The sequence below is a fragment of the Enterococcus sp. 3C7_DIV0644 genome, from assembly GCF_002141235.1.
GTDB classification, from domain to species: domain Bacteria; phylum Bacillota; class Bacilli; order Lactobacillales; family Enterococcaceae; genus Enterococcus_D; species Enterococcus_D entomosocium.
The window spans coordinates 2,255,403-2,277,150 of sequence record NZ_NGLK01000001.1 but is presented as its reverse complement, the minus strand read 5'-3'; the positions used below and the strand labels follow the sequence as shown (position 1 = coordinate 2,277,150).

Here is a 21,748-nt window from a genome sequence, read left to right as displayed (position 1 = left end):
CTTTTCGAGTACGATCATACTCTAGCCAGATAACGGTCGCTACCGTCGTCGCCTTGCAAACTACTGCTCGGAACGAATCACTCCTTGGCCATTTTCTAAAAGTCGTTTGATGCTTCTTTTCAGCTACCGAAGCTCTCTGTTGAAAAAACGTGCTTTTGTACTTACCAATTCTTCGTGTGTGGTGCTATTTGATTTTTGTGTATAAAAAAAGTCCTTTTACCAGCGTTTGCTAGTAAAAGGACGAATACTCGTGTTACCACCTTTTGTTTAGAAGGTTTCCCTTCCCTCAACCCAACGTCTAGCCGTGCTAGAGATTGGTGCACTTTGTAACGGTAGTGCGCATCCGTGATTGCCTACTTATCGACAATCAATCCTCCAAGGCCATTTTTCATCGCTTCTGACTTGACTCTTTCCACCAACCAGAGTCTCTCTTTAAAGTATCCGCGGTTACTTTCCTTCTCAACAGATTCATTATTCTTGTTGAGTTGTACTTTACTGGAAAATGAACGCCTTGTCAACAAAAAATCACAATTTTTTCATCTAAGTGTTCCCCAAGACTGCCGATAGCGTCCTTGCCAGAATGGTTTACGCCTCAATTTTGATAGAGCATGCCTTTTTCTGCTAACTGTTGTTTGGCTTTTTCCAGAGCCGCAGGATCGGTGTAACGCAACGTATGCAAGTGTACCCCATTGGTTAAATCTGAGAGCAAGCGGGCTTCTGCATGTTTGGTTTTGTTGATGAAATCAGTCACGTCTTGGTCTGTTTGAATCTGCAAATTGCCAGTGATCTCTCCATAGATTTCATGTTCAACGATGACATCGACCACTTCCACGCCACAAGCGACAAAAATCCGCAATTCTTCTTCGGTTTGTTCAGGCCGATGCTGCACCGCTAGCTTGCTGACATGCCCCGCCTCATTCAACAGTGCTTGCAGTCGATAGCCGCGAGCAGTGGCCGCGATCGCTTCACCGGCTGCTCGCAGCAAGGCAATGTCCCCAACGATGATTTGGCGACTGACTCCTAGTGATTCTGCCAGTTTGCTGGCACTGATCGCTTTGTCCGCTTGCTTCAATGCCGCTAAAATCGTTTCTCGACGTGTTGCTCCATCCATACTCATTCCTCCAATTGATTCTCTTGATAGGTTTTTGAGTGTTTCATAATTGATTGAAACATGGCTAAAATCGTTTCCTCATAGGCTTGATTTGAAATCGCCTGCCGAATATTTTCCAGCACTTTCTCTTCACGATTTTCATCTAAAACCGGCAACTGACTACTTTTCTTCAATTGCACGATTTCATTAACTGTACTCATGCGTTTTTCTAAAAGATGCGTGAGCTGCCAATCAATGTCATCGATCGCCGCTCGCTGAACAGCCAAAGGATCTTGCTGGTTGTTTTCTTCTTCCAAGTCGATCGTCTTGATGACCCGTGCCGGATTTCCCGCCAGCACAACATTGTCTGGGAATGATTTTGTGACCACACTGCCAGCCCCCACCACGACATTGTTACCTAAGCGCACCCCCGGCAAAATCGTGGCCGCGCCACCGATCCACGCGTTATCGCCAATCACGATCGGTGCCCCTAATTCTAAGCCGCTATTTCGTTTGACCGGATGCAATGGATGAGTCGCCGTAAACAACCGAACATTGGGTGCCAGCATACAGTTGTCACCAAAGGTAATTGGACAAACATCTAATAGCACACAGTCGTAGTTAGCATAGAAGTTTTTGCCGACAGAAATATTGTAGCCATAATCAAAGCGGACATTCGGTTCGATATAGATTCGACCAGTCACAGAGCCGAAAGTTTCTTTTAGTAACTGCTCTTTGATTTTTGCATCAGTTTCTTGGTTGATCAGGTTCATTTGTTCACGGGCATATTTCCGGTCTGCCACCAATTCTGGATCTGGGGAAAAATACAATTCGCCAGCAATCATTTTCTCTTTTTCGGTACGTTGTGTCATATCATAAACTCCTTCATTCAATTTTCTGGAAAAACGTTTCGGCTGCTGCTGTCAACATGCCATATTCATTCGGGATCGCCAATGGTTCCTTATTGATGACCAACACCTGCTGGCTGTAATCGACTAGCCCTGCAAAAGGATAGACTTGCAGCGAAGTCCCCACGACCACCGTCAGGTCGGCTTGAGCAACGGCCTGAATGGCTCCTTCAATGGTTTCATCCGTAAATCCTTCCCCATAAAGCACGATCGCCGGCCGAATCTGACCGTCACATCCTGCATGGTGCCAATCCTGCAAATACGCTTGCCAAGGTACCGGATTACCGCATTTTCGGCAATAACAGTTGTACAAGGAGCCGTGAAAATCGATTCTTTGGTGACTCCCCGCTTTTTCATGCAGTCCATCGATGTTTTGTGAAACGACCCAAACTGTTTTTTTCGTTTGCAGCGCAGCCATTTTTTGATGAATGATGTTCGGCTGGGCCTGAGGATGGTAGAGGTGCTTGACGAACTGATAAAATGTTTCCGGTTCGTTTTCTAAACAGTCATGGCTTAACAAATACTCTGGCTGGGCCAGTCCTTGATAGACCCCTTTTAAGGAACGGTAATCAGGAATGCCCGATGGGGTTGAAACACCGGCACCCGTCAAAAAGGTCACGGATGATGCGGCGGTGACCGTTGCGATTGCTTGCTCAATAGATACCTTCATCGTTCTAACTTCCTTTATGGCTTTTCTCTTATTCTAACCGAAAAAGAACCGTTTTTGCGAAAAATCAGCCATTTTCTTTTTTAAAAGCAACTAATGCTTTTTCTTGCGGAATTGCTTATAATAAATGCAATAAATACAAGAAGAATGGGAAAACCAAATGAAAATTTTGATTATCGAAGACAACAATGAGATCAGCGAAATGTTGGCTACTATTTTAGCAGCTGACTATACCGTCCAGCAAGCCTATTCAGGCACGGAAGGTCTGCTGCTTTTTCAGCAAGATGCTTTCGACTTGATTTTGCTAGATCGAATGCTCCCCGGTAAAGATGGGACACAAGTCTTGCAAGAGATTCGCCAAACCTCCACGGTCCCCGTCATTATCTTGACTGCCTTAGATGAACCAGCCGATGTTTCCACCCTTTTGCTGGCGGGAGCCAATGATTACTTGACCAAACCCTTCAATGTCGAAGAATTAAAGGCACGTATCATTGTTCAATTGCGAACAAATAAACAACCCCCTCCAGTTGCCAGCAGCCACTCGTATAAAAACATTCAACTGTTGCCTGACTCGTTTCAGCTGCAACGAGGAGAGGCAACGGTTCAGTTAAAGAAAAAGGAGTTTGAGATTTTTTCCCTGCTCTTAGCGAACCCCAAAAAAGTTTATACCAAAGAAATGCTCTATGAAGCTGTTTGGCAAGAACCTTACTACGGTGAAGAAAACACGATCAATGTCCATATCAGCCATTTACGCAGCAAAATCAAAACACTCGATCCAGATGAAGCGTATATCGATACTGTCTGGGGCATCGGCGTCAAGCTAGCTTAAAAAGGAGGAACCTCATGCATATACTTCAGTTTTTCGCCGCTCTGATCGTTGTGTTATTGTTTGGCTATTGGTTTTTCTTACTATATGATCTAAAAAAGTACCACCAGCAATTAACAAGAATCAGCGAAATCGAAACAAATCAAGAGATCCATTTGCAGACCCGCATCCCCGCTTTAAAAGCGATCGCCTTGTTAAACAATCAGATACTTAGAAAAAATAAGCAGCAACACTATCAAATGCTGCAAGAAAACCAGCAGTTGGAACAAGCCATTCAAAATATCTCTCACGACTTACGCACACCTTTGACGGTCGCCAGCGGCTACACACAACTGCTGCAAGCCGATGCGACCCTCACCCCGCAACAACTACAGCTGCTGGATAAAGTCAGCAGCAACCTAGAAAAAGTCGAAAATCATCTGGAACAGTTGTTGACCTATCAGCGTCTCAAAGACAATCAACTCGCTTTGACTTTGGAAGAATTCAATCTTTCTCGTTTATTGGAAGAAGAACTGCTCCAGCTTTATCCTTCTTTTGAGGAAAACCATTTATCACTGACGGTTGCGATCCAACCCAACATCATGATCATTTCAGATAAAAAAAGCTGGCAACGAATTTTCCAAAATGTCCTTGGTAACCTGCTGGAACATGGCAGTGAAACGGGGACGATCCGCTTGAATCAGCAAGGAGATCGTATCGTTTTCCAACAAGAAAATCAGCTGAGGACACCGATCCAGCACCCAGAAAAATTGACTCACCGCTTTTATACGGAAGACCTTTCACGGCATAAACAGCAAGCCGGACTTGGTCTGTATATCATCGCGGCATTGACTAATACATTAGACGGCAAGATCCAATTGGATACAACCGAAGAGACGTTTCGTTTGACCCTTTTTTGGCAGCAGTCCGTTGAACCCCACTAACTCATGGCTATACACAAAAAACACCCAATCGCTCGACCTTCACTAGTCGATACGGTTGGGCGTTTTTCTGCTCTTACAATTCTTGTCTCTTAAACACCAGATGCGCAGCCAAGAGGCAGAGCAATAAACTGATCAGGCTCCCAAGAAAAATGGGTTGGACTGTTTCCCATGTTTGGAAAGTAGTCATGGTCACCATCTCTAACCCGCCTTGAAAGTCCAAGTATTCTAAAAACTTCCAGTTGGGTAAAGAGATTCGGGCAATCGCAAAGGCCATCGGAATAAAAATCGTCGCCAACACGCTGACCGCTGTATTTTTGGTCAAATACAAAACTAGCACTGCAAAAGAGGAAGTCGCTAATAAAATCAGTACAAAACTAACGAAATAATACAACAAGTTTTCTATCTGTGAAAGGTCATTATAACCAATCCCCCCAATAACCGTTCCCGCTACAAAGCTCACCAAACAAATCGCGATGATCTGTAAGACCAGCACCAAAGTATAAACCAAGAATTTCCCAAAAAGATAAGCGGGTTTGGAGACACCAACGGTAATGATATTTTTCATCGTCCCTTTCGTGTACTCACTGCCTAAGACCTGCATCACCAATGGCAAGGAGTAATACAGCAACATGGAAGACAAACTGGTCTGGATCGCCAGAAAGCCAGTCATTTCCGTAAGGCTGCCTGCTGTTTGCGTACTATCCCCAAGAGTGACCCCTACACTACCATTGGAAACAACGGATAAAATCACCAACAATAAAATAATTCCTTCTGTGATCCAAAAACTTTTACTTCTTGATAAACGATACAAATCGGCTCGAATAAAATTCAACATCTTAATTTCCCCCTTCACTTGTTACTAACTCTTTGAAATACGACTCTAGATTTTCCCCTTCAAAAGAAATCCGGTCGATAGCGATCCCTTCATAAACCAGCTGACGGACCAGGTCACGAATCAACACATTCTCTTGATAAATATGAATTTTGTGGTCACTGACGACTTTATATTCGGAAATCAGCTGACTCTCTAGCAAGCGGCTAGCTGTGGCTACATCATCCACTTCTAATTGAATAAACCGTTTCGCCATCAGATCGAATTCGTGTTTGGTCATCTCTTTGATCAGACGCCCCTCACTAATGACCCCAAAACGTGTAGCCACTAAGTACAACTCTTCTAAAATATGACTGGAAATCAAAATCGTCATGCCGCGTTCTTGATTCAATCGTAAAAGCAGCTCCCGAAACTCAACGATCGCTACAGGATCCAGGCCATTGATCGGCTCATCTAGTATTAGAAAATCCGGTTGGTTCAATAAAGCGATGGCTAAGCCTAGCTTTTGTTTCATACCCAAAGAAAAATCACGGTATTTCTTGTGGCCAACATTGGTCAATCCGACAAACGCCAATGCTTTACTGACCGCCTCAGGTTCCACCACCCCGCTGATTTTGCAATAATAGTTCAAATTTTGCTCTGCGGTCAATTGGTCGTAAGCAACTGGGGTCTCAATCACATTACCGACCCGTTTCAGCATCTGAGTGTACACTTTGCCGCCTTCAACATCAAACAACTGCAGACTGCCACTAGTTGGTTGGATCAACTGAACGATCGCTTTTAATAGGGTCGTCTTCCCAGCACCATTTCTCCCCACCAATCCATAAATATCTCCCTTAGCGATCGTTAGATCGACATCATGTAGCGCCTGCTGTTTGCCGTAACGTTTGTTTAATCCTTTGATTTTAAGAACATTTTCCATTTTTACTTCCTCCTTGCTTGCTTCTGTGCTTATTCTAGCAAGCAGATCTAAATCAGCTATTAACTAATTATTAATTGATTCTTAACTCGTAGTTTTCTGCAAAAAACAGTTTATTTCTATTATACACAGCTGAAAATGAACCGATCTAGAAAAACCGTCCCTTTTCAGCAAACCAACCAATAGCAGATGATCTTTTCATTACTGCTTTTGCTCTTTGTTTTTTGCCTCACAAAGAAAGAGATTCCTTCATGACAAGGAACAAAAAACGTGGTAAACTAGTCACGAATCAAAGTGAGGTGAAATACATTGGTAGCAGCTATTATTTATTGGGCAATGATCATTATCAGTTTCGGTTGGTTGGCAGTCAGCTTATATTTCTCTATCTTCTATTTAGCACGTAAAGAAAATGGCAATTTATGGGCATTCGGCTTTTTAAATGTCATCACAGCAATCATTCAAGCCATCGTCCTTGTGGTTTACCGTACCTTCGGACAAGATTGGGGCGTTACACAATACTCAAGCCTCATCTATCTAGCACTTGGCTTATTGCTTGCTTTGACAGTCATCCAAGCTGTTTTAGGCCGTGAACCAAAAGCGAAAGTCGCTTAAGGGTTCCAATAGACACTCGTAAAAACGATCCGCTTTCTCTTTGATAAAAATAGGGAAATGGTCGTTTTTTTGTTAAAAAGAATTGACATTTGGGTGCTTTTCTTCTAAACTCTGAGAAGAATCAAATTAAATACGAGTACCCTTTAACATTTAGGTAGAGGTCGCGAGGTTCATTAATCCTGCTGAGTGAAGCAACACGTTTACAGCAGAGCTAGGGAACATCGCCGAAACAAGGTCGGTTTTGCTTGCATCGATTTTGTTGGGCCGCAAATGAACAATTTGCGGACTGTCTTAGCTTGTCTAAGTTGCGCTATGTTTTGTGAAAGGTTTGTCGACGATGACCTGTCAACAGCCGTTTTCCAATCATGGAGTACGGCTGTTTTTTTGCTTTTTCATCCTTACCTGCTTGTCCAACTCGTGAAAGGAAAGAGAAAAAATGAAAAAAAATAATTGGATCTGGGCAGTCTTCGCCCTCTGTCTAACCCTCATTCAGCTGCCCCTAACCGTGCAAGCGGATGACCAAACGCCTGCGGAACAATTCCGTGTCGGTATGGAGGCAGGCTATGCCCCATTTAACTGGACGCAAACGACGGACGCCAATGGTGCCGTGCCGATTTCTGGGGAAGAAGGCTCGGCGTTTGCCGGCGGTTACGATGTCCAGATCGCCAAACGAATCGCTGAAGGCTTAGGCAAAGAATTAGTGATCGTCAAAACTCAATGGGACGGTTTGCCGCCAGCTTTGCAAGCGGGGACTATCGATGCTGTGATCGCTGGTATGTCACCAACTGCCGAACGTCGCGAGCAAATTGATTTTACCGATCCTTACTATGAATCAGATTTGGTGGTAGTGGTTCGTAAAGACGGCGAGTTCGCCGATGCCAAAAGCCTCGCTGATCTTTCGGGGGCAAAAATCACTGCCCAGCTGAATACTTTCCATTATACCGTCATAGATCAAATCCCTGAGGTCCAAAAAGAACAAGCCATGCGGGACTTCTCCTCCATGCGCGTTGCTTTAGCTTCGGGCATCATTGACGGCTACGTCAGCGAACGTCCAGAAGGCGTCACTGCCGTCGGGGCAAATCCTGATTTGAAGATGGTCGAGTTCGATGAAGGCGCCGGTTTTGAAACCAACCCAGAAGACGTCCAAGTAGCAGTCGGAATGCGCAAAGGCGATCCCGATGTTGAAAAAGTCAATGAGATTCTTGCAGGAATTTCTGAAGAAGAACGGGTTTCCCTGATGGATCAAGCAGTCTTAGATCAACCTGCAGATGCCAGCGGAGAAACAGCGGATCAAGGTCTGATCGCTGATTTTAAAAAAATCATTGATGATTACGGCATGCTCTTTTTACGAGGCGCTGGCTTGACCTTATTCATCGCGATCCTTTCAACGATCATCGGATTGATTATCGGTCTTTTAGTCGGTATCTTCCGGACATTGCCGCTTTCAGAAAATCCAGTAGGACGTTTCTTCCAACGCATCGTCAATGGTTTACTGACCATTTATATCGAAGTTTTCCGCGGCACCCCAATGATGGTTCAAGCAATGGTTATTTTCTACGGAACTGCTCTAGCCTTTGGTGTCTCCATGAATCGCACGCTGGCAGCCGTGCTGATCGTTTCTATCAATACGGGTGCCTACATGTCTGAAATCGTTCGTGGGGGGATTTTTGCTGTAGATGACGGTCAATTTGAAGCAGCTCAAGCCATCGGAATGACCCATTGGCAAACCATGATCAAGGTCGTGTTGCCGCAAGTGATGCGCAATATTTTACCAGCTACCGGGAATGAGATCATTATCAATATCAAAGATACTGCCGTCTTAAGTGTCATCAGTGTTGCAGACCTCTTCTTCCAAGGTACATCAGCCGCTGGAACGAACTTCCAATACTTCCAAACATTTGCGATCATCGGTGTGATCTACTTAGTCTTGACCATCAGTGCCACCCAGATCTTGCGCTTTGTTGAACGCAAAATGGATGGTCCCAGTGCGTATGTCAAATTAGAAGACATCAACCCGAACGAATAAGGAGGAAGAACATGTCAGCAATCATTGAAATTGACCATTTAAAAAAGAGTTTTGGCGACAACGAAGTCTTAAAAGACATCAGTTTGTCTGTTAATAAAGGAGAAGTTGTCACGATCATCGGTTCTTCTGGTTCAGGAAAATCTACACTTCTTCGCTGCATCAACTTATTAGAAAAACCAACCAGTGGGCAAATCATCTACTTAGGTGAAAATGTGCTGGAAAAAGGCTATGACTTGCCGAAATACCGTACGCATCTAGGAATGGTTTTCCAATCCTTTAACCTATTCAACAATATGAATGTATTAGAAAACTGCGTGACGGGCCAAGTCACTGTTTTGAATCGTGATCGCAAAGAAGCAGAAGCGACTGCCAAAGAAAATCTGGAGCAAGTCGGTATGGCTCAATATGCCAATGCCAAGCCTTCCCAGCTTTCAGGTGGACAAAAACAACGAGTAGCCATTGCCCGTGCCTTATCGATGAATCCGGATGTCATGTTGTTTGATGAGCCGACTTCTGCGCTAGATCCAGAAATGGTCGGTGAAGTGTTGAAGACCATGAATACGTTAGCTCATACTGGCTTGACAATGGTGATCGTTACCCACGAAATGGGCTTTGCCAAAGAAGTGTCTGATCGGGTCATCTTTATGGATCAAGGTGTCATTGCCGAACAAGGGACGCCTGAAGATATCTTTATTCATCCAAAAGAGCAACGCACCAAAGAATTCCTTTCCCGTGTGTTGAATTAATTTTCTGTCTTGAAACACTTAGCGGTCTTCTTCCGAGCTTTTTCGTCCTTTTTCAGTAAGCTTGGAAGAATTCAATGCTAAGTGTTTTTTTATTGCAGGAGGAGTAATTGTCAGAATTTATCAAAAAATCACAAAAAACCATTGCTATTTGTTAGAAACTTTGTTATTTTTTTTAAAACTAAGGAATTATAGGAGCTTTCATTTATGGAAAAAAAGTTACAGTTTAAGGATTACATGTATGTTGGATCAATGCTTTTCGGTCTTTTCTTTGGTGCCGGAAATCTGATTTTCCCCGTTCACATGGGACAAGAAGCTGGCGCGAATGTCGGCTTAGCCAACCTTGGCTTTTTAGTTACAGGGATCGGCTTGCCATTTTTAGGGGTCATTGCTATTGGCGTTTCCCAAAGCAGCGGTGTTTTTGAATTAGCTTCTCGGATCAATCGCCGCTATGCAATGATATTTACGATTTTGCTTTATTTAGTGATTGGGCCATTCTTTGCTCTGCCTCGTTTGGCTACTACTTCTTATGAGATCGGGATCGCTCCCCATGTTTCATCAGACATGCAAACTTGGTTATTGGCGTTGTTCTCTGCCCTATTTTTTGGAGCTGCCTGGTGGTTTTCACGCAAACCTAGCAAAATCTTAGATTATGTAGGGAAGTTTCTAAATCCCTTGTTTCTGGTCTTACTAGGAGTTTTGCTCTTTTTTGCCTTTTGGCAACCACTAGGAACCATCAGCGATGCGCCGATCTATCCTAGCTATCAAAGCGATGCTTTCTTTACTGGTTTCACAAACGGCTACAATACTCTCGATGCGCTGGCATCTTTAGCCTTCGGGATCATCATCGTCTCAACGATTCGCAATATGGGGGTTGAGAAACCTGCGACGGTCGCAAAAGACACGATCCTTTCCGGCTCTGTCAGCATCGTGTTGATGGGGATCATCTATACCTTACTTTCTTATATGGGAACCAAAAGTTTAGGCCAGTTTCCCATCAGCGAAAACGGTGGGATCGCTTTGGCACAAATCGCCAACCATTACCTTGGCACTGTCGGCAGTCTGCTATTGGCATTGATCGTCATCTCTGCCTGTTTAAAAACCGCCATTGGTTTGATCACGGCCTTTTCCGAAACCTTTGCTGGATTGTTTCCAAAGCAAAGCTACGGATTCTTTATCGCTTTGACAAGTATCTTACCAGCGATCTTCGCTAATGTCGGCTTGACCAATATCATCGAGTTTTCTATTCCAGTCTTGATGTTTATCTATCCACTGGCGATCACTTTGATTTTGTTGGCGATCATCAGTCCATTATTTAACCATCGTGCCAGTGTCTATCGAATGACGACATACTTCACGTTGATCGCTGCAATCATCGACGGCTTAAATGCGAGTCCTGCAGTGATTACCAACAACGCTTTCGTGCAAGGAATCTTGTCTTTTGCGTCAGATTATCTGCCCTTTTTCCAAATCGGGATGGGGTGGGTCGTACCAGCTGCGATCGGATTTTTGATCGGTTTGCTATGGTCGTGGTTCAAAAAAGACCCTGTTTCAGCCTAAATTAGTTAAAAAGATGAAAATAACCTACCTTTTTTTAAAGGGTAGGCTATTTTTTTGATTAAAAAGACTGACAGTTTCGTAAAAAAAAGATACAATAGAGCCACAAAGGAGGATACCTATGTTTTATGAAGAACTTATGATGGACCCGCAAACATTAATTAAATTTAAAATATTCCGGCGTATGCTGACTCTGCAAAACCCTAGCCACCCAATCGCACAATTGGCAAAGGAAATGGAGTTAAGCTACCAACAAGCTTTTATAGAGTTGACTGAGATCGACCAAGATCTAACTGAGTTAACTCCGGATCATATGTCGATACTCGGTCGTGGCGGTAAATTACAGCCTCAGAATATCGCGGTAACGATCGATGAATACCGCTTCTATTTATTGAATAAAAGCGTTCCGTTCTTATATGTTCTTTACATGCTGAATGAAGACAATCCTACGATCACGGATTTTTGTGCAAAATACGATGTCAGTCGTTCAACGGTGTCTCGCAAATTTGAACATCTAAAAAAACATTTGAAGCAATTTCAGCTTCGCTTTACGTACACTGAATCAAACTTAGTGGGCGATGAGCGTCTTGTGCGGCTCTCCCTATTCAATATCATTTGGTTAGGTACTCGTGGAATAGAATGGCCATTTGCGATCGCTGAGAGTGAGACAGAAAAAATGGTGGATCGATTCACGGAGTATTTCCCAATGACTCATTCTTATCTTGGCCGATTAGAGTTGAAGTATTTCGCCGCCTTGATTCTTTTACGAATCAAAAAAGGGAATTTTGCCAAATACGACAAGCGGTACAATTTCCTGATGAAAAATAATCCATATTTCGATTTTGAGCGTTTGACACAAGTCGTTGATCCTGAAGTTTCAATGACAGACAAACAATTAAAAGGCGAATCAGGGTTTATTTATTTGATGGCGCAAATCTTCCCATTCTACTTGAGTCCTGAAGAAGAAGCTTTGCAACAAACCTTGCAATTCTTTTCAAGCAAACAAAACCCAGTTTATCCGTTAGTCGCAGACTTGTTAGCAGAGATGAAAGCAACCTTCTTTGCTTCACAACCTGGCCTGTTAGACGAGCCATTGGTCGTGGGTAATTTAATCAATGTGACTTTCGGCAACTACGTTTTCCGTCAGCCGTTTCCAAATATCTATCGCTTGCTGACACCCTCGATCAATCGCGGGTCTGCTGAAGAGCAGCTGCAGCAAAAAATCGATGAATTCTTAACGAACTATCGCGAAGAATCAGCGGTGGACTATATCAATGATGAAAACCAAGAGCAGATGGCAACGATGTATACCCACGCCCTGCTGCCGTTTTATGATCAAATCCGTTATTCGAATCGTTTACGGGTAGGGGTTGCGTTAGAAGATAATTTCTTAGTCGTTCAAGGATTGAATCAATTCCTACATGACTTGACCTTCGTAGCAGCAGAACCTTATGATCTAAACCAGCAAGAAAATTATGATGTCATCGTTAGTTCCAATCAGTTGATGAAAAAACTCAAACCAGAAAAAATGAGTTATATTTGGGATTATGCGGCAGACGATCGGCAATACATTGATTTGTATCGTACGTTGAAAAACCGTTTTGATGAAAAGAACCTTTCTCTGTAACCAAACCGTTACGGTTTCTTAAGAACTTCCGAAAAGATTTGTCACAGAATATTCATATTTATCTCGTATACTCTATGTATACCAACAAACAACCCTAACTAACACTTTTTCATTTTTAACTCCTTCCCGTCGGCCACCCACCGACGGGTCTTTTTTTACTTATTTTCGCAGCCAGCAAACTTAAACACTTTCCAATCTTTTCTCCACAAAAAATTCATATTTGGACAGTATAGTATACATAACCCAACAAACAACCCTAACTAACACTTTTCATTTTTACTCCTTGCCTGTCAGCTACCCACTGACAGGCTCCTTTTTTTCTTACGGGGTTTGCCGTATACTAAAGGCAGGAGGTGGCCTATGACAACAGCCATTACGACAGTTGACCAATACATTGCAGCAGCTCCAGCAGAACGACAAGCGATTTTAAGAAAGGTCCGTCAAACCATCAAAGCCGTTTTACCTGAAGCGGTTGAAAAGATCAGTTATCAAATGCCTACTTATCATCAGGGAGAAAATATCGTACATTTTGCCTGCGCCAAACAGCATCTAGGCTTTTATCCCACGCCTTCTGCGATCACGGCCTTCCAAGAGGACTTACAACCATACAAGACCAGTAAAGGGGCGGTCCAGTTTTCTTTTGCACAGCCGATCCCTTACGAACTGATCGCTGTGATGACCGCTTGGCGACTCGCAGAAGTCAAAAACAAGCACGCGTAACTAGCAATTAAAAAACCGCTATGTCTAATGACGCAGCGGTTTTTTTGCTATGCACAGGCTTGTTTACAAGCCGGGTTTTGTATTCAAGGTGCTAACTTTCAGCACATGATGCAGGGGAATAATCCGCAGCTGCTGACGGTCGCTTTGTAATTTCAAGACAACTTGTTCTTTTGCTACCGTTTTGCCGACGATCCAGCCGGTAACGGTTTCAAAACCACCCAATTTCTCTGTTTTTACTTGCAGCACGACCAGATGCTTGGCAGCGGCTGCCTCTTGCAGCGTTCGCCGGATTTCTTTGACTTTCTCAGACTGATTCTTCTTGTCAGCATCATCACTGAAAAAGGTATCCAGCAACGTTGTGGATGTCATCACAATGAGTTTGCCCAATTGTTTGATGGGCGATGGTTTCTTTTCCATTGGACATTCCTTTCTGCGCGTTGCAGCAGTTTCTAAAACCACACATACGTTCGCATTTCCATGGTTCTATTTTAGCAAATTTTTGATAAAATACAAGCGAACACGCCTTATTTTTCAGAAGAAATAACCTCTAGCCAATAAGGAATCCCCTCTTGCAGCAGTTGATAGGTCTCTTCGAAATCTCCTGTATAATAAGGATCTGGTACTTCCTCAGCCTCTTTGCCAGGAACAACACTCAAATACGAACGGATCTTTGCGGTCGTATCGGCAGGTGCTAGCGCTTGAAGTGTTTCAACATTGTTCGCATCCATGCCGATGATCCAATCAAATGTGGCAAAATCCGCTTCAGTGATCTGCCGTGAAATAAGACCGTCACTAGAGATCCCTGCTTGACGCAGTCTTTTTTTGGTTCCGGGATGAGCAGAATGTCCGACTTCCCATGAGCTGGTCGCTGCCGAATCGATCTGCCAATCCAACTTGTGTTTTGCTATTTCTGCTTTATAAATAGCTTCTGCCATGGGGGAACGGCAAATATTACCTAAACAAACAAATAAAACTTTCGTCATCGCTTACTGCTCCTCTTTTTCATAGATTTGGTGGCCAAAAAATTCCACATCCTTCGCCAAACGAAACAATTGCGTCGCAATCTCTAATGGGGTCTCTGGAAAGTCGTTGTGAATCCAATTTTCCAAAATGCCTCCGCAGCCGTAGGAAAAGAATCGGCTATAAAATAGAATGTCTTGTTTCGTCAATTGCTGCTCTTGATCGACCTCCAAGAACAAGCGCTGAAAAAGCGGTTCTGTGATCTGTAAAAAACCGTTCATTAAGATCTCGCGGTCATAAGCCAGTGATTTGCGGTAAAAGGCCGGCGCTTGTTTCATTGCTTTCAGCATGCGCAAGGCGGCTTCTTCCCAGTTATCAAGGGAGACATCTTCTGTCGTCAAAAAAATCAGGGCATCTTGCCGATAGATCCATTGGATCAAAGCTTTTTTATCAGGAAAATGGTAGTAAAACGTCTGCCGATTGACTTGCGCCTTTTCGGCGATCTCCTGTACGCTGATTTTATTCACTTCTTTGGTCTCACAAAGGGTGATCAATGTCTGGCCAATCACAGCCTTCGTTTGTTTCCCATCCATCATAGGGCACCTCTTTTTCTTCTCTTTCTATCATACCAAATTTTCTACTAAAAAAAAATCCTATCAAATGGTCCTTTTTCACAGACCTTATCCGAACACTTCATCAGGGCAATAGATCCCTGTGTGCTTTTTGCATATGGTAGATTTCTGCAAAAAACGCCTGCCTTCATTTGAGGCAGACGCTGCTTTCGATAGTTAAACGGCAAGATGCTCACTGTGCCGTTTTGGTTTGAAATTGTTCTCTGCGAATCACGCTGATTTTTTCAGTAAAATTGGCCCAATCGATGGGTCTAGGTGGTGCTAGCCATAAAATATGGTCGATCCCCAACGCACCATAAAATGGCAGGTTTGAAAGAATCAGGTGCGTATGATCATCTGGGTAACTCTGGAATTGCACATTCAAATCGAGAATTTTTTCAATATTCTTTTTGATCATCTGGTTGTAGGAATCACCAAACGAAAAATCAACACAGACATATAAAGGAACCAAAATCTCTTTTAGTGGAATCGTAGAAACTAATAAAATTAGGTATCTAAAAAACAAAAACTCTTTATTGTTCCATAAGATCGGTCGATTACGACTTTCTTCCAGATAGTTGCGGCAAAACGCAGCATATTCAGGATACGTCTCAAGAAAATATGTGACATCCATGTATTGGTATTCATAACGAGAACTAAAAGAAAACGACAAGAGCTGGTAATGAATCGTAGTCGTTTCGGCATGAAGCAGTGCCAACGTGTCCGTGGCTAGCGAAAACTGCTGTTGGACCGCCTGAATAAAATGCTCGTTTAATTGTTGGATATAGGTTTGTTCTTGGTCGATGTAGCTATTATTGTCGATCAGCCAACCCTCAACGATCAAAAAGCGCAAAATATCTCGTGCTTCACGTTCTAGGACTTCTTGATCGTTGATCGTCAAGATCTCCTGCAACCAACGCTTCAAATCTTCAATGATCACTAAATGTTTTGGCAAGACTAAATCGTTTTCCACACTGTTTTGCATGAAATGTCCTTTAGACATCCGCGCCAAAACAATACCTAGATAATGTTTCTTGCGAATCCGCATGCGGGCAGACTGTTCTGGATTCAGCCAAGTACTTTCATTGAATCGATCAAAGGTTTTTTCTTTGTCCAAGATACCTTTTGGGAAAGGGGAATGGTTCAAATAATATTCCTTCATAAAAAAGAGAAAAATAAACTCCCGAATCTCACTTTCTTCACCCACCAGCTGAAACTCTTTCGTCACTTCAATGTCGTATTCTTTCAAGATCAGTTTAAACTGTTTAAATTCTTTATAGACGGGATTATGACTTAGATAGTGATTGGTAGCAAATTCGTATAAAGAAGACAATTGCTCAAAAAAGCATTCTTTCAACATAGAAAATTTTAACGCTTGATCTAGATAATAGGTCAGTAGTGTGTCTGAAGTTGCCAGCCCGGAGGCATTCAGTTTAATGACCGTCCCATCGGTCACGATCTCAAATTCCTCATTCAATCCTAGTTCATAAAAATCAAGATTCAATTCTTGAACGGTCTTATTGATCAGAAATTCCGACATGGTCAATTGGTCCATCAATGTTTCCTTCGTTTCAGAAAGAGCGACTGCGTTTTCCAAATATTGCAGCATCATCAATTTTCGTTTGTCCGCCTTATTCAAAAATGTCACAAACATGCGTTTTCAAGCCTCCGTTATTTTTTTGGCCATAAAGAACGTTTCCTGAAAATAGATAGCATAAGCTGGCAAGATACGAAGGTTTGTCATCCCCGTCACCATCCGTATTATTTCCCGGCAGTGCTAAATCGACAGCCAAACGATCCGACGCAAAAACATCTTCTAACATGACTCGTTGTGCTAAGTGCTTCTGTTTTTCCAAAAAACTGCTCTCTGGAAATGCGGATTGTTCCTGTTCTTTTTTCGGAACAGGTTCCGGTTCAGGAGCCGGCGATTCTTTGGATTCTTCCTTTTCTGCAGGCGGTTCATCTGCTTTTTCCGTACTTCCTTCTGGCGGATCCGTTGGGACGATTTCTTCTGAGGGGTCTAGCGGATTATAGATAGTCGCAAAAACAACTTGTTCTGTGACAAGATCGATCATTCCAATAATCATGCAGGCACCAATGACAAAACCAAATCTGCGTTTCATTTCTTCACCCTCCTTATCAACAGAGCTTCTTTTTGATGCTCTTTCTACGGCGCTGAACGTTTCAACAGTTTGTGAACGCCAAGCAGACATCCACTAATTATAAATAAAATAACAAATAAAAGAAACCAATTTTTTTCAGATTGTTGTTTCCATAACATTTCTTGTTTTTGAGCCAACACTCTTGCGCCTTGTGACGTACTGCCCATGGTCGCTGTGTTTTGCGACTGCCCGGCAGTTGCTTGCTCAACAGGAATCGCTGTCAGCACGTAGCGTTCTTCTGTTCGAGTAGGTGTGGGACAAGTAATCAATGTCAACTTTGGTGTCTGGTCATCTGTTAGAACCGACAAGTCGGATTCATCTACGACTTTTTTATCGATAATAATATACTGCTGGCGTTCCTCGAGGTAGGTTACGGACACTTCCATCCCCACCTGTGCTTCTAGCAATTGACCAAATAACAAACTTTGTCTACCGAGATGATGCCCTAAAACGACAAAATTGTTATTTTTTAACAAACGTTCCGGAAACATCACGACACCGCCTTTCAGCAGCTGCTGATTGGTTATCCCCACCAATAGCGGCTGCTGGAACTCGATCGCTTCAATTGCAACAAAGCCGTACCCGGTGATCGTTGCCGACTGCGGAGCCAATACATCCCCTAGAGCCGGCATTTGAATCGTTTCTTCTTCTGGAATCGTTGTCGGCAGCTGGGTCGCTATCGTCAATTCGCTTGTGCGTAATTGCCAACTGACGATGCTTTCTTTTAAAAAAGGAAGTGCCAACAAGAGGATACCTGCGATGATCAAGCCATCGATCAAGTATTTCTCAAGGTGCTCACGCTTCATCCGTTTCATTTTTTTTCTTTCGTCGGTACCATAAAAGCAGCAGTAAGGCGAGCAGCAGCAAGAGACCGCCGATCAAGAAGTAAAGCCACGTGTAATCTGTTTCGATCGTCACATCTTTCTTATTAAGATCACGAGCAACATCGCCAGTCACTGTGAATTCTTTCTCAAAGGTCCACTTATAAAGATAGCTTTCTTCTTCGTCTTCTTCATTTTCAACTTTGTATTGTCCTTCTTCACTTTTCCCACCATAGGCAACGGAAGTCAACACGTAGGTCCCGGCTTCTAAACGTTGTCCTTCTAATGAGATTGGGTACGAGAAGTTGGAATTAGGTGCCATTTGCATCCGGGAAGTATCCGAAGAATACAAAACATCGCTATCGCCTTTTTTCTTCACTTCATTGATCAGGCGTAATGAATTCAAGTACGATGCTTCAGGATTTTGAAGGGTGACATTGATGGTGTTACGAGAATTGACTTGTCCCGGTCCAACATCTAGTAGTTTCAGATCCGGCGCAACTTCTGCTGTATTTTGACGCAATAAAATCGCAACGACATAGGCATACTCGTTCTTGATGGCTAAGCCTTGGTCTTCTTCACTGTCAGCCGTAGCATTTTCCTCTGTCGTTTCTTTTAAGGTCAAGCCACCTGCGATGACTCCTTCAAAGGATTCCGAAGGCATAGTGATCTTTAAAGGCAAGGTGATTTGGGATTGTTTCGGGATCGTGATCTCTTCCTCCACTTCAATCAAATCAGCCATATCATAAGGCAAGGTTTCGTCCGCTTCGATGTCGTTTTCGCCATATTCCACGACCCCGTTTAGATTCGTAGTAGCAGAAGCGATCACTGGCGCGATGACGACCTCTTGATCGGTGTCATTGCGCAATTGGACTTCTACAGTTTGAACCGCTCCTGGCTCCATTTTCAAGTCAAAATAAGTCTTTTCTTTATCGATTTGATTCTCTGGAATCACTGGATTGACGGCAAAGTTAAATTCAGAAGCGGTTCCTATGGTTGGTACAAAAAAGAAAATACTTGCGAATAGGAGCGCCAAAAGCTGTTTGATTTTTTTCATGATGGATGTCCCTTCTTTCTATGTATTCTCCTTGAACCCTTTCGAGGTTCAAGGAGAAAGCTGGTACTTATGGGTTGGTTGGTGTGTCTGTTAGTAACCAAGTAAATGTGGTGTTGTATTGGCTGGCATATTTCGTCGTTGAGCCTGGAACTTCCAACTCAATGCTATCCATGGCTGCAGCTAAACTATCGCCCCAGCTCATTAAATAGGTCCCTGCCCCTTCGCCATCTTGGGCACTCATCACTAAGGATTGGGCACCATTTGGATTCAATGTGATCGTTGCGCTCACATTTGATGGTTTTGGTGACAATGAAGGAGTTACCACAGTTCCCTTCGTCAAACGAATTTGCGCAGCAGTCAATTCTTGATCTTCCGCTGTTTTGAACTGACCATTTTGGCGAACATTCAATGTCCAACCGCTCTCTGTTCCCCGATTGTCTGTCACTTGGACAAAATTCGGTCCTTCTTGATTATCACCAACTGAATCCACATATTTTTGAGTTTCCGCATGGTAGATCTCTGTTTTTGAGGTGATTTTTTGTGTGCCAAAGTAAAGGCTTGAAGCAAAATCAATCGATAGCGGTCCGTTCGTTCCCGGATTTGGTCCATCTGGGTCCGTTGGATCCACTGGTTTGATTGGATTTTCTGGATCTGGATCCGTTGGGCTGATTGGATTAGTTGGATCCGTATTTGGTTCAAAGGTGATTTGTCCATTTGAGTTGTATTCTGCACTGTCCGCTGCTTGTGCCAGCACTGGTGCTGCTAGGCTTAAGCCTAATACTGAGAGAAATGCTAGTGTTTTTTTCATGTCTATACTCCTTATCCTTCCGTTCCTGGTGTATCTGATAATACCCAAGTCAATGTAGTCGTGTAGCTAACGGCATCTTTTGGGGTGCTGCCTGGTACAGAAAGTGCGACTGCTTTGGTAATATCGGCTTGTACTTCTTGATCATCTTTGTCTATTTCAGTGATCGACTCAACGCTTCCCCAAGCATTGACCCATGTCCCAGCACCTGTTTGATTTGCTGCGGTCATCACCACTGATTCAGCACCGGCTGCATCCAACGTGATCGTTGCTTCTGCCACTGGAGCAGTGACGCCAATCGCATTTGATTTAACGGCAGGGCTTGTTAGGGTGATGACAGAACCAGTCAATTCTTGATTCAACGTCGATTCATTTTTAAATTGTCCATTTTGCTTCACAGACAACCGCCAACCGGCATTACTACCGCGATTATCAGTTACTTGGACATAATTGGCAGTTTTTAATGTAGAAGCTGTGCCATCGTCATTCAAGTACCCTTGTGCTCGTGCATAATAAACTTCGTTTTTATTGGAGATTTTATTGACACCAAAATCTAAGCTAGAGGCATAATCGATCGATAACGGGCCATTTGTTCCAGGATTTGGTCCATCGGGATCGGTTGGATCAACAGGATTGACCGGGTTTTCTGGATCTGGGTTTTCTGGATTGACTGGGTTCGTCGGATCGGCATTTGGAATAAAATCAACCGCCCCATTTGAGGTGTAAGAAGCCGCTTCGGCTGCTGAAACCTCGGTTGCTGCACTCGCTGCTGCCAATACGGCAAGACTTAAAAAGACCCATGCTGTTTTTTTCATTTCTATTTGACACTCCTTTATCTTTTTTACTGAAAATCAGTGATTTTAATTGCTTTCAGGGACATTCTTTAAATTCCAAGTCAATGTCGTCCGATACTCTTTGGCTAATTTTACGGAACTGCCTGGTACGTTTAATTTTACTGCCGTTGACCCTTCCGTTGCATCGTTCCCAAACTTGTAAATCCAAGTTCCCATTCCTTTTCCGACAGGTGCATTGACCAAGGTGATTTCACTATCGGGTACAAAGGTATGACTTGCAGTAACTGTTGGTGCATACTGCATATCGGTGACTGAAGTTGCTGCACCTGAGGCGATCGATAATGAAGCGCCGACTAGCTCTTCGTCATCAGCCGTTTTGAATTGTCCGTTTTGCACAACACTCAATGACCAACCTTCTTGCGTTCCTCGTTTATCTGTTACTTGCACATAGTTTGGTCCAGCAGCGCCAGCTGTGAACTCTTGCAGCTGTGCGTAATAATCTTTTGTTTCAGAAGTAATCAGTTGGTTGCCAAATTGAAAACTTGAAGCAAAATCAATCGATAATGGTCCAGCTGTTCCAGGATTTGGTCCATCTGGATCGGTTGGATCGACGGGATCCACTGGTTTTTCTGGATCGGTCGGATCAACTGGATTGGTTGGATTCGGGTCCGCTTCAAAAGTGATTGCTCCATTTGAAGTGTATTCAGCGGCATTAACGGTTGTTGGTAACAGAGCAGTGCTCATCAATAGAATGCCTGCCGTCAAGAAAAGTTTTTTCATTTTTTGTTCTCCTTTTGATTAAAATGATTCCTGCTGCCAACAAAACGACAAGACCACTGCTTTGATAGCTATTGAAGTGATCTGATCCTGTTGCCGGCAGAATATTGTTGCCTTTTTGATTAATTTGTTTGTTCCCTGGCTGTTCTTTTACGGGCTCTTCTGGCTCCTCAACTGGTTCTTCATAGACGCCGAAAAAGGAAGTAATGCCATTGCTGTCATAAGCACCTGCTTCGGCTGCTGAAACGAGCTGAGGAAATATTAATAGACAGCCAGCAATAATACCGATCATGATTTTTTTCATTTGTTTT

24 protein-coding genes, 1 riboswitch and 2 other annotated features (1 of these 27 running past the window's edge) are annotated in these 21,748 nt (G+C 43.3%); of the genes, 8 read left to right on the top strand and 16 right to left on the bottom strand.

Annotated elements, in window-relative coordinates:
- Positions 1–182: a binding site (T-box leader), on the bottom strand (it extends 59 nt beyond the left edge of the window).
- Between the two features lie 51 nt (positions 183–233).
- Positions 234–472 (bottom strand) — a binding site (T-box leader).
- Positions 473–592: 120 nt separating this feature from the next.
- The 3 genes from A5877_RS10810 to A5877_RS10800 are packed head-to-tail and all read right to left on the bottom strand — an operon-like array spanning position 593 to position 2,668.
- A complete protein-coding gene (locus A5877_RS10810) occupies positions 593–1,117 on the bottom strand; it encodes a transcription repressor NadR (protein ID WP_016611442.1) in 525 nt (174 codons plus the stop codon).
- Positions 1,114–1,962 carry a chorismate mutase gene (locus tag A5877_RS10805; RefSeq protein ID WP_042890165.1) on the bottom strand — a complete coding sequence of 283 codons (849 nt, stop codon included), beginning with the start codon at positions 1,960–1,962 and terminating at the stop codon, positions 1,114–1,116. The genes A5877_RS10810 and A5877_RS10805 overlap by 4 nt, the downstream gene beginning before the upstream one ends.
- Positions 1,963–1,975: 13 nt before the next feature.
- Positions 1,976–2,668: an NAD-dependent protein deacylase gene (locus tag A5877_RS10800; protein WP_005232325.1), complete on the bottom strand. Its 693-nt coding sequence runs from the start codon at positions 2,666–2,668 to the stop codon at positions 1,976–1,978.
- A gap of 157 nt (positions 2,669–2,825) precedes the next feature.
- On the opposite strand from A5877_RS10800, the gene A5877_RS10795 reads away from it, so the two are divergent.
- Entirely contained in the window at positions 2,826–3,494 is a 669-nt protein-coding gene (locus A5877_RS10795) for a response regulator transcription factor (protein WP_005232327.1), read from the top strand.
- 14 nt (positions 3,495–3,508) lie between these two features.
- Positions 3,509–4,414, top strand: a complete 906-nt coding sequence (locus A5877_RS10790; protein ID WP_086316820.1) for a sensor histidine kinase KdpD — start codon at positions 3,509–3,511, stop codon at positions 4,412–4,414.
- Positions 4,415–4,487: 73 nt separating this feature from the next.
- On the opposite strand, the gene A5877_RS10785 is transcribed toward A5877_RS10790, so the two are convergent.
- Together A5877_RS10785 and A5877_RS10780 are read right to left on the bottom strand one after the other, a co-directional pair.
- A complete protein-coding gene (locus A5877_RS10785; RefSeq protein ID WP_086316819.1) occupies positions 4,488–5,249 on the bottom strand; it encodes an ABC transporter permease in 762 nt (253 codons plus the stop codon).
- A gap of 1 nt (position 5,250) precedes the next feature.
- Positions 5,251–6,168, bottom strand: a complete 918-nt coding sequence (locus A5877_RS10780) for an ABC transporter ATP-binding protein (protein WP_008376231.1) — start codon at positions 6,166–6,168, stop codon at positions 5,251–5,253.
- Between the two features lie 306 nt (positions 6,169–6,474).
- On the opposite strand from A5877_RS10780, the gene A5877_RS10775 reads away from it, so the two are divergent.
- The 6 genes from A5877_RS10775 (at position 6,475) to A5877_RS10745 (ending at position 13,450) form a co-directional block, all read left to right on the top strand.
- Complete coding sequence (locus A5877_RS10775; RefSeq protein ID WP_005232333.1) at positions 6,475–6,777, top strand: hypothetical protein; 303 nt, start codon at positions 6,475–6,477, stop codon at positions 6,775–6,777.
- A 147-nt stretch (positions 6,778–6,924) separates the two neighbouring features.
- A riboswitch (Lysine riboswitch) is annotated at positions 6,925–7,098 on the top strand.
- Positions 7,099–7,213: 115 nt separating this feature from the next.
- Positions 7,214–8,803 carry an ABC transporter permease subunit gene (locus A5877_RS10765; RefSeq protein ID WP_005232337.1) on the top strand — a complete coding sequence of 530 codons (1,590 nt, stop codon included), beginning with the start codon at positions 7,214–7,216 and terminating at the stop codon, positions 8,801–8,803.
- Between the two features lie 11 nt (positions 8,804–8,814).
- Complete coding sequence (locus A5877_RS10760) at positions 8,815–9,549, top strand: amino acid ABC transporter ATP-binding protein (RefSeq protein ID WP_005232339.1); 735 nt, start codon at positions 8,815–8,817, stop codon at positions 9,547–9,549.
- A gap of 204 nt (positions 9,550–9,753) precedes the next feature.
- Positions 9,754–11,106, top strand: a complete 1,353-nt coding sequence (brnQ, locus tag A5877_RS10755; RefSeq protein ID WP_008376239.1) for a branched-chain amino acid transport system II carrier protein — start codon at positions 9,754–9,756, stop codon at positions 11,104–11,106.
- Between the two features lie 118 nt (positions 11,107–11,224).
- Positions 11,225–12,730, top strand: coding sequence for a helix-turn-helix domain-containing protein (locus A5877_RS10750; protein WP_005232342.1), 1,506 nt, complete (start codon positions 11,225–11,227; stop codon positions 12,728–12,730).
- A 360-nt stretch (positions 12,731–13,090) separates the two neighbouring features.
- Complete coding sequence (locus A5877_RS10745) at positions 13,091–13,450, top strand: iron chaperone (RefSeq protein ID WP_005232344.1); 360 nt, start codon at positions 13,091–13,093, stop codon at positions 13,448–13,450.
- A 63-nt stretch (positions 13,451–13,513) separates the two neighbouring features.
- Here A5877_RS10745 and A5877_RS10740 read toward each other — a convergent pair whose 3' ends face one another.
- From A5877_RS10740 to A5877_RS10690, 11 genes are all read right to left on the bottom strand, one after another.
- Positions 13,514–13,867: a hypothetical protein gene (locus A5877_RS10740; protein ID WP_005232346.1), complete on the bottom strand. Its 354-nt coding sequence runs from the start codon at positions 13,865–13,867 to the stop codon at positions 13,514–13,516.
- 107 nt (positions 13,868–13,974) lie between these two features.
- Entirely contained in the window at positions 13,975–14,433 is a 459-nt protein-coding gene (locus A5877_RS10735; RefSeq protein WP_005232347.1) for a low molecular weight protein-tyrosine-phosphatase, read from the bottom strand.
- Between the two features lie 3 nt (positions 14,434–14,436).
- A complete protein-coding gene (locus A5877_RS10730) occupies positions 14,437–15,006 on the bottom strand; it encodes a TetR/AcrR family transcriptional regulator (RefSeq protein ID WP_005227190.1) in 570 nt (189 codons plus the stop codon).
- Between the two features lie 208 nt (positions 15,007–15,214).
- Positions 15,215–16,675, bottom strand: a complete 1,461-nt coding sequence (locus A5877_RS10725; RefSeq protein WP_005232351.1) for a helix-turn-helix domain-containing protein — start codon at positions 16,673–16,675, stop codon at positions 15,215–15,217.
- Positions 16,653–17,144, bottom strand: coding sequence for a hypothetical protein (locus A5877_RS10720; RefSeq protein WP_016611451.1), 492 nt, complete (start codon positions 17,142–17,144; stop codon positions 16,653–16,655). Before A5877_RS10720 ends, A5877_RS10725 begins: the two co-directional genes overlap by 23 nt.
- A 44-nt stretch (positions 17,145–17,188) precedes the next feature.
- Positions 17,189–17,989, bottom strand: a complete 801-nt coding sequence (locus A5877_RS10715) for a class A sortase (protein ID WP_016611452.1) — start codon at positions 17,987–17,989, stop codon at positions 17,189–17,191.
- Positions 17,979–19,061, bottom strand: coding sequence for a DUF916 and DUF3324 domain-containing protein (locus A5877_RS10710; protein WP_086316818.1), 1,083 nt, complete (start codon positions 19,059–19,061; stop codon positions 17,979–17,981). Before A5877_RS10710 ends, A5877_RS10715 begins: the two co-directional genes overlap by 11 nt.
- 67 nt (positions 19,062–19,128) lie before the next feature.
- The gene (locus A5877_RS10705) at positions 19,129–19,869 is read right to left on the bottom strand and encodes a WxL domain-containing protein (protein WP_005232357.1); all 741 of its coding nucleotides are present in this window, start codon (positions 19,867–19,869) and stop codon (positions 19,129–19,131) included.
- An 11-nt stretch (positions 19,870–19,880) separates the two neighbouring features.
- Positions 19,881–20,681 (bottom strand): WxL domain-containing protein, encoded by an 801-nt coding sequence (locus tag A5877_RS10700; RefSeq protein ID WP_086316817.1) that lies wholly within the window; start codon positions 20,679–20,681, stop codon positions 19,881–19,883.
- A 45-nt stretch (positions 20,682–20,726) separates the two neighbouring features.
- Positions 20,727–21,404, bottom strand: a complete 678-nt coding sequence (locus A5877_RS10695; RefSeq protein WP_005227183.1) for a WxL domain-containing protein — start codon at positions 21,402–21,404, stop codon at positions 20,727–20,729.
- Positions 21,373–21,741, bottom strand: a complete 369-nt coding sequence (locus tag A5877_RS10690; protein ID WP_086316816.1) for an LPXTG cell wall anchor domain-containing protein — start codon at positions 21,739–21,741, stop codon at positions 21,373–21,375. Before A5877_RS10690 ends, A5877_RS10695 begins: the two co-directional genes overlap by 32 nt.
- Positions 21,742–21,748 lie beyond the last annotated feature (7 nt).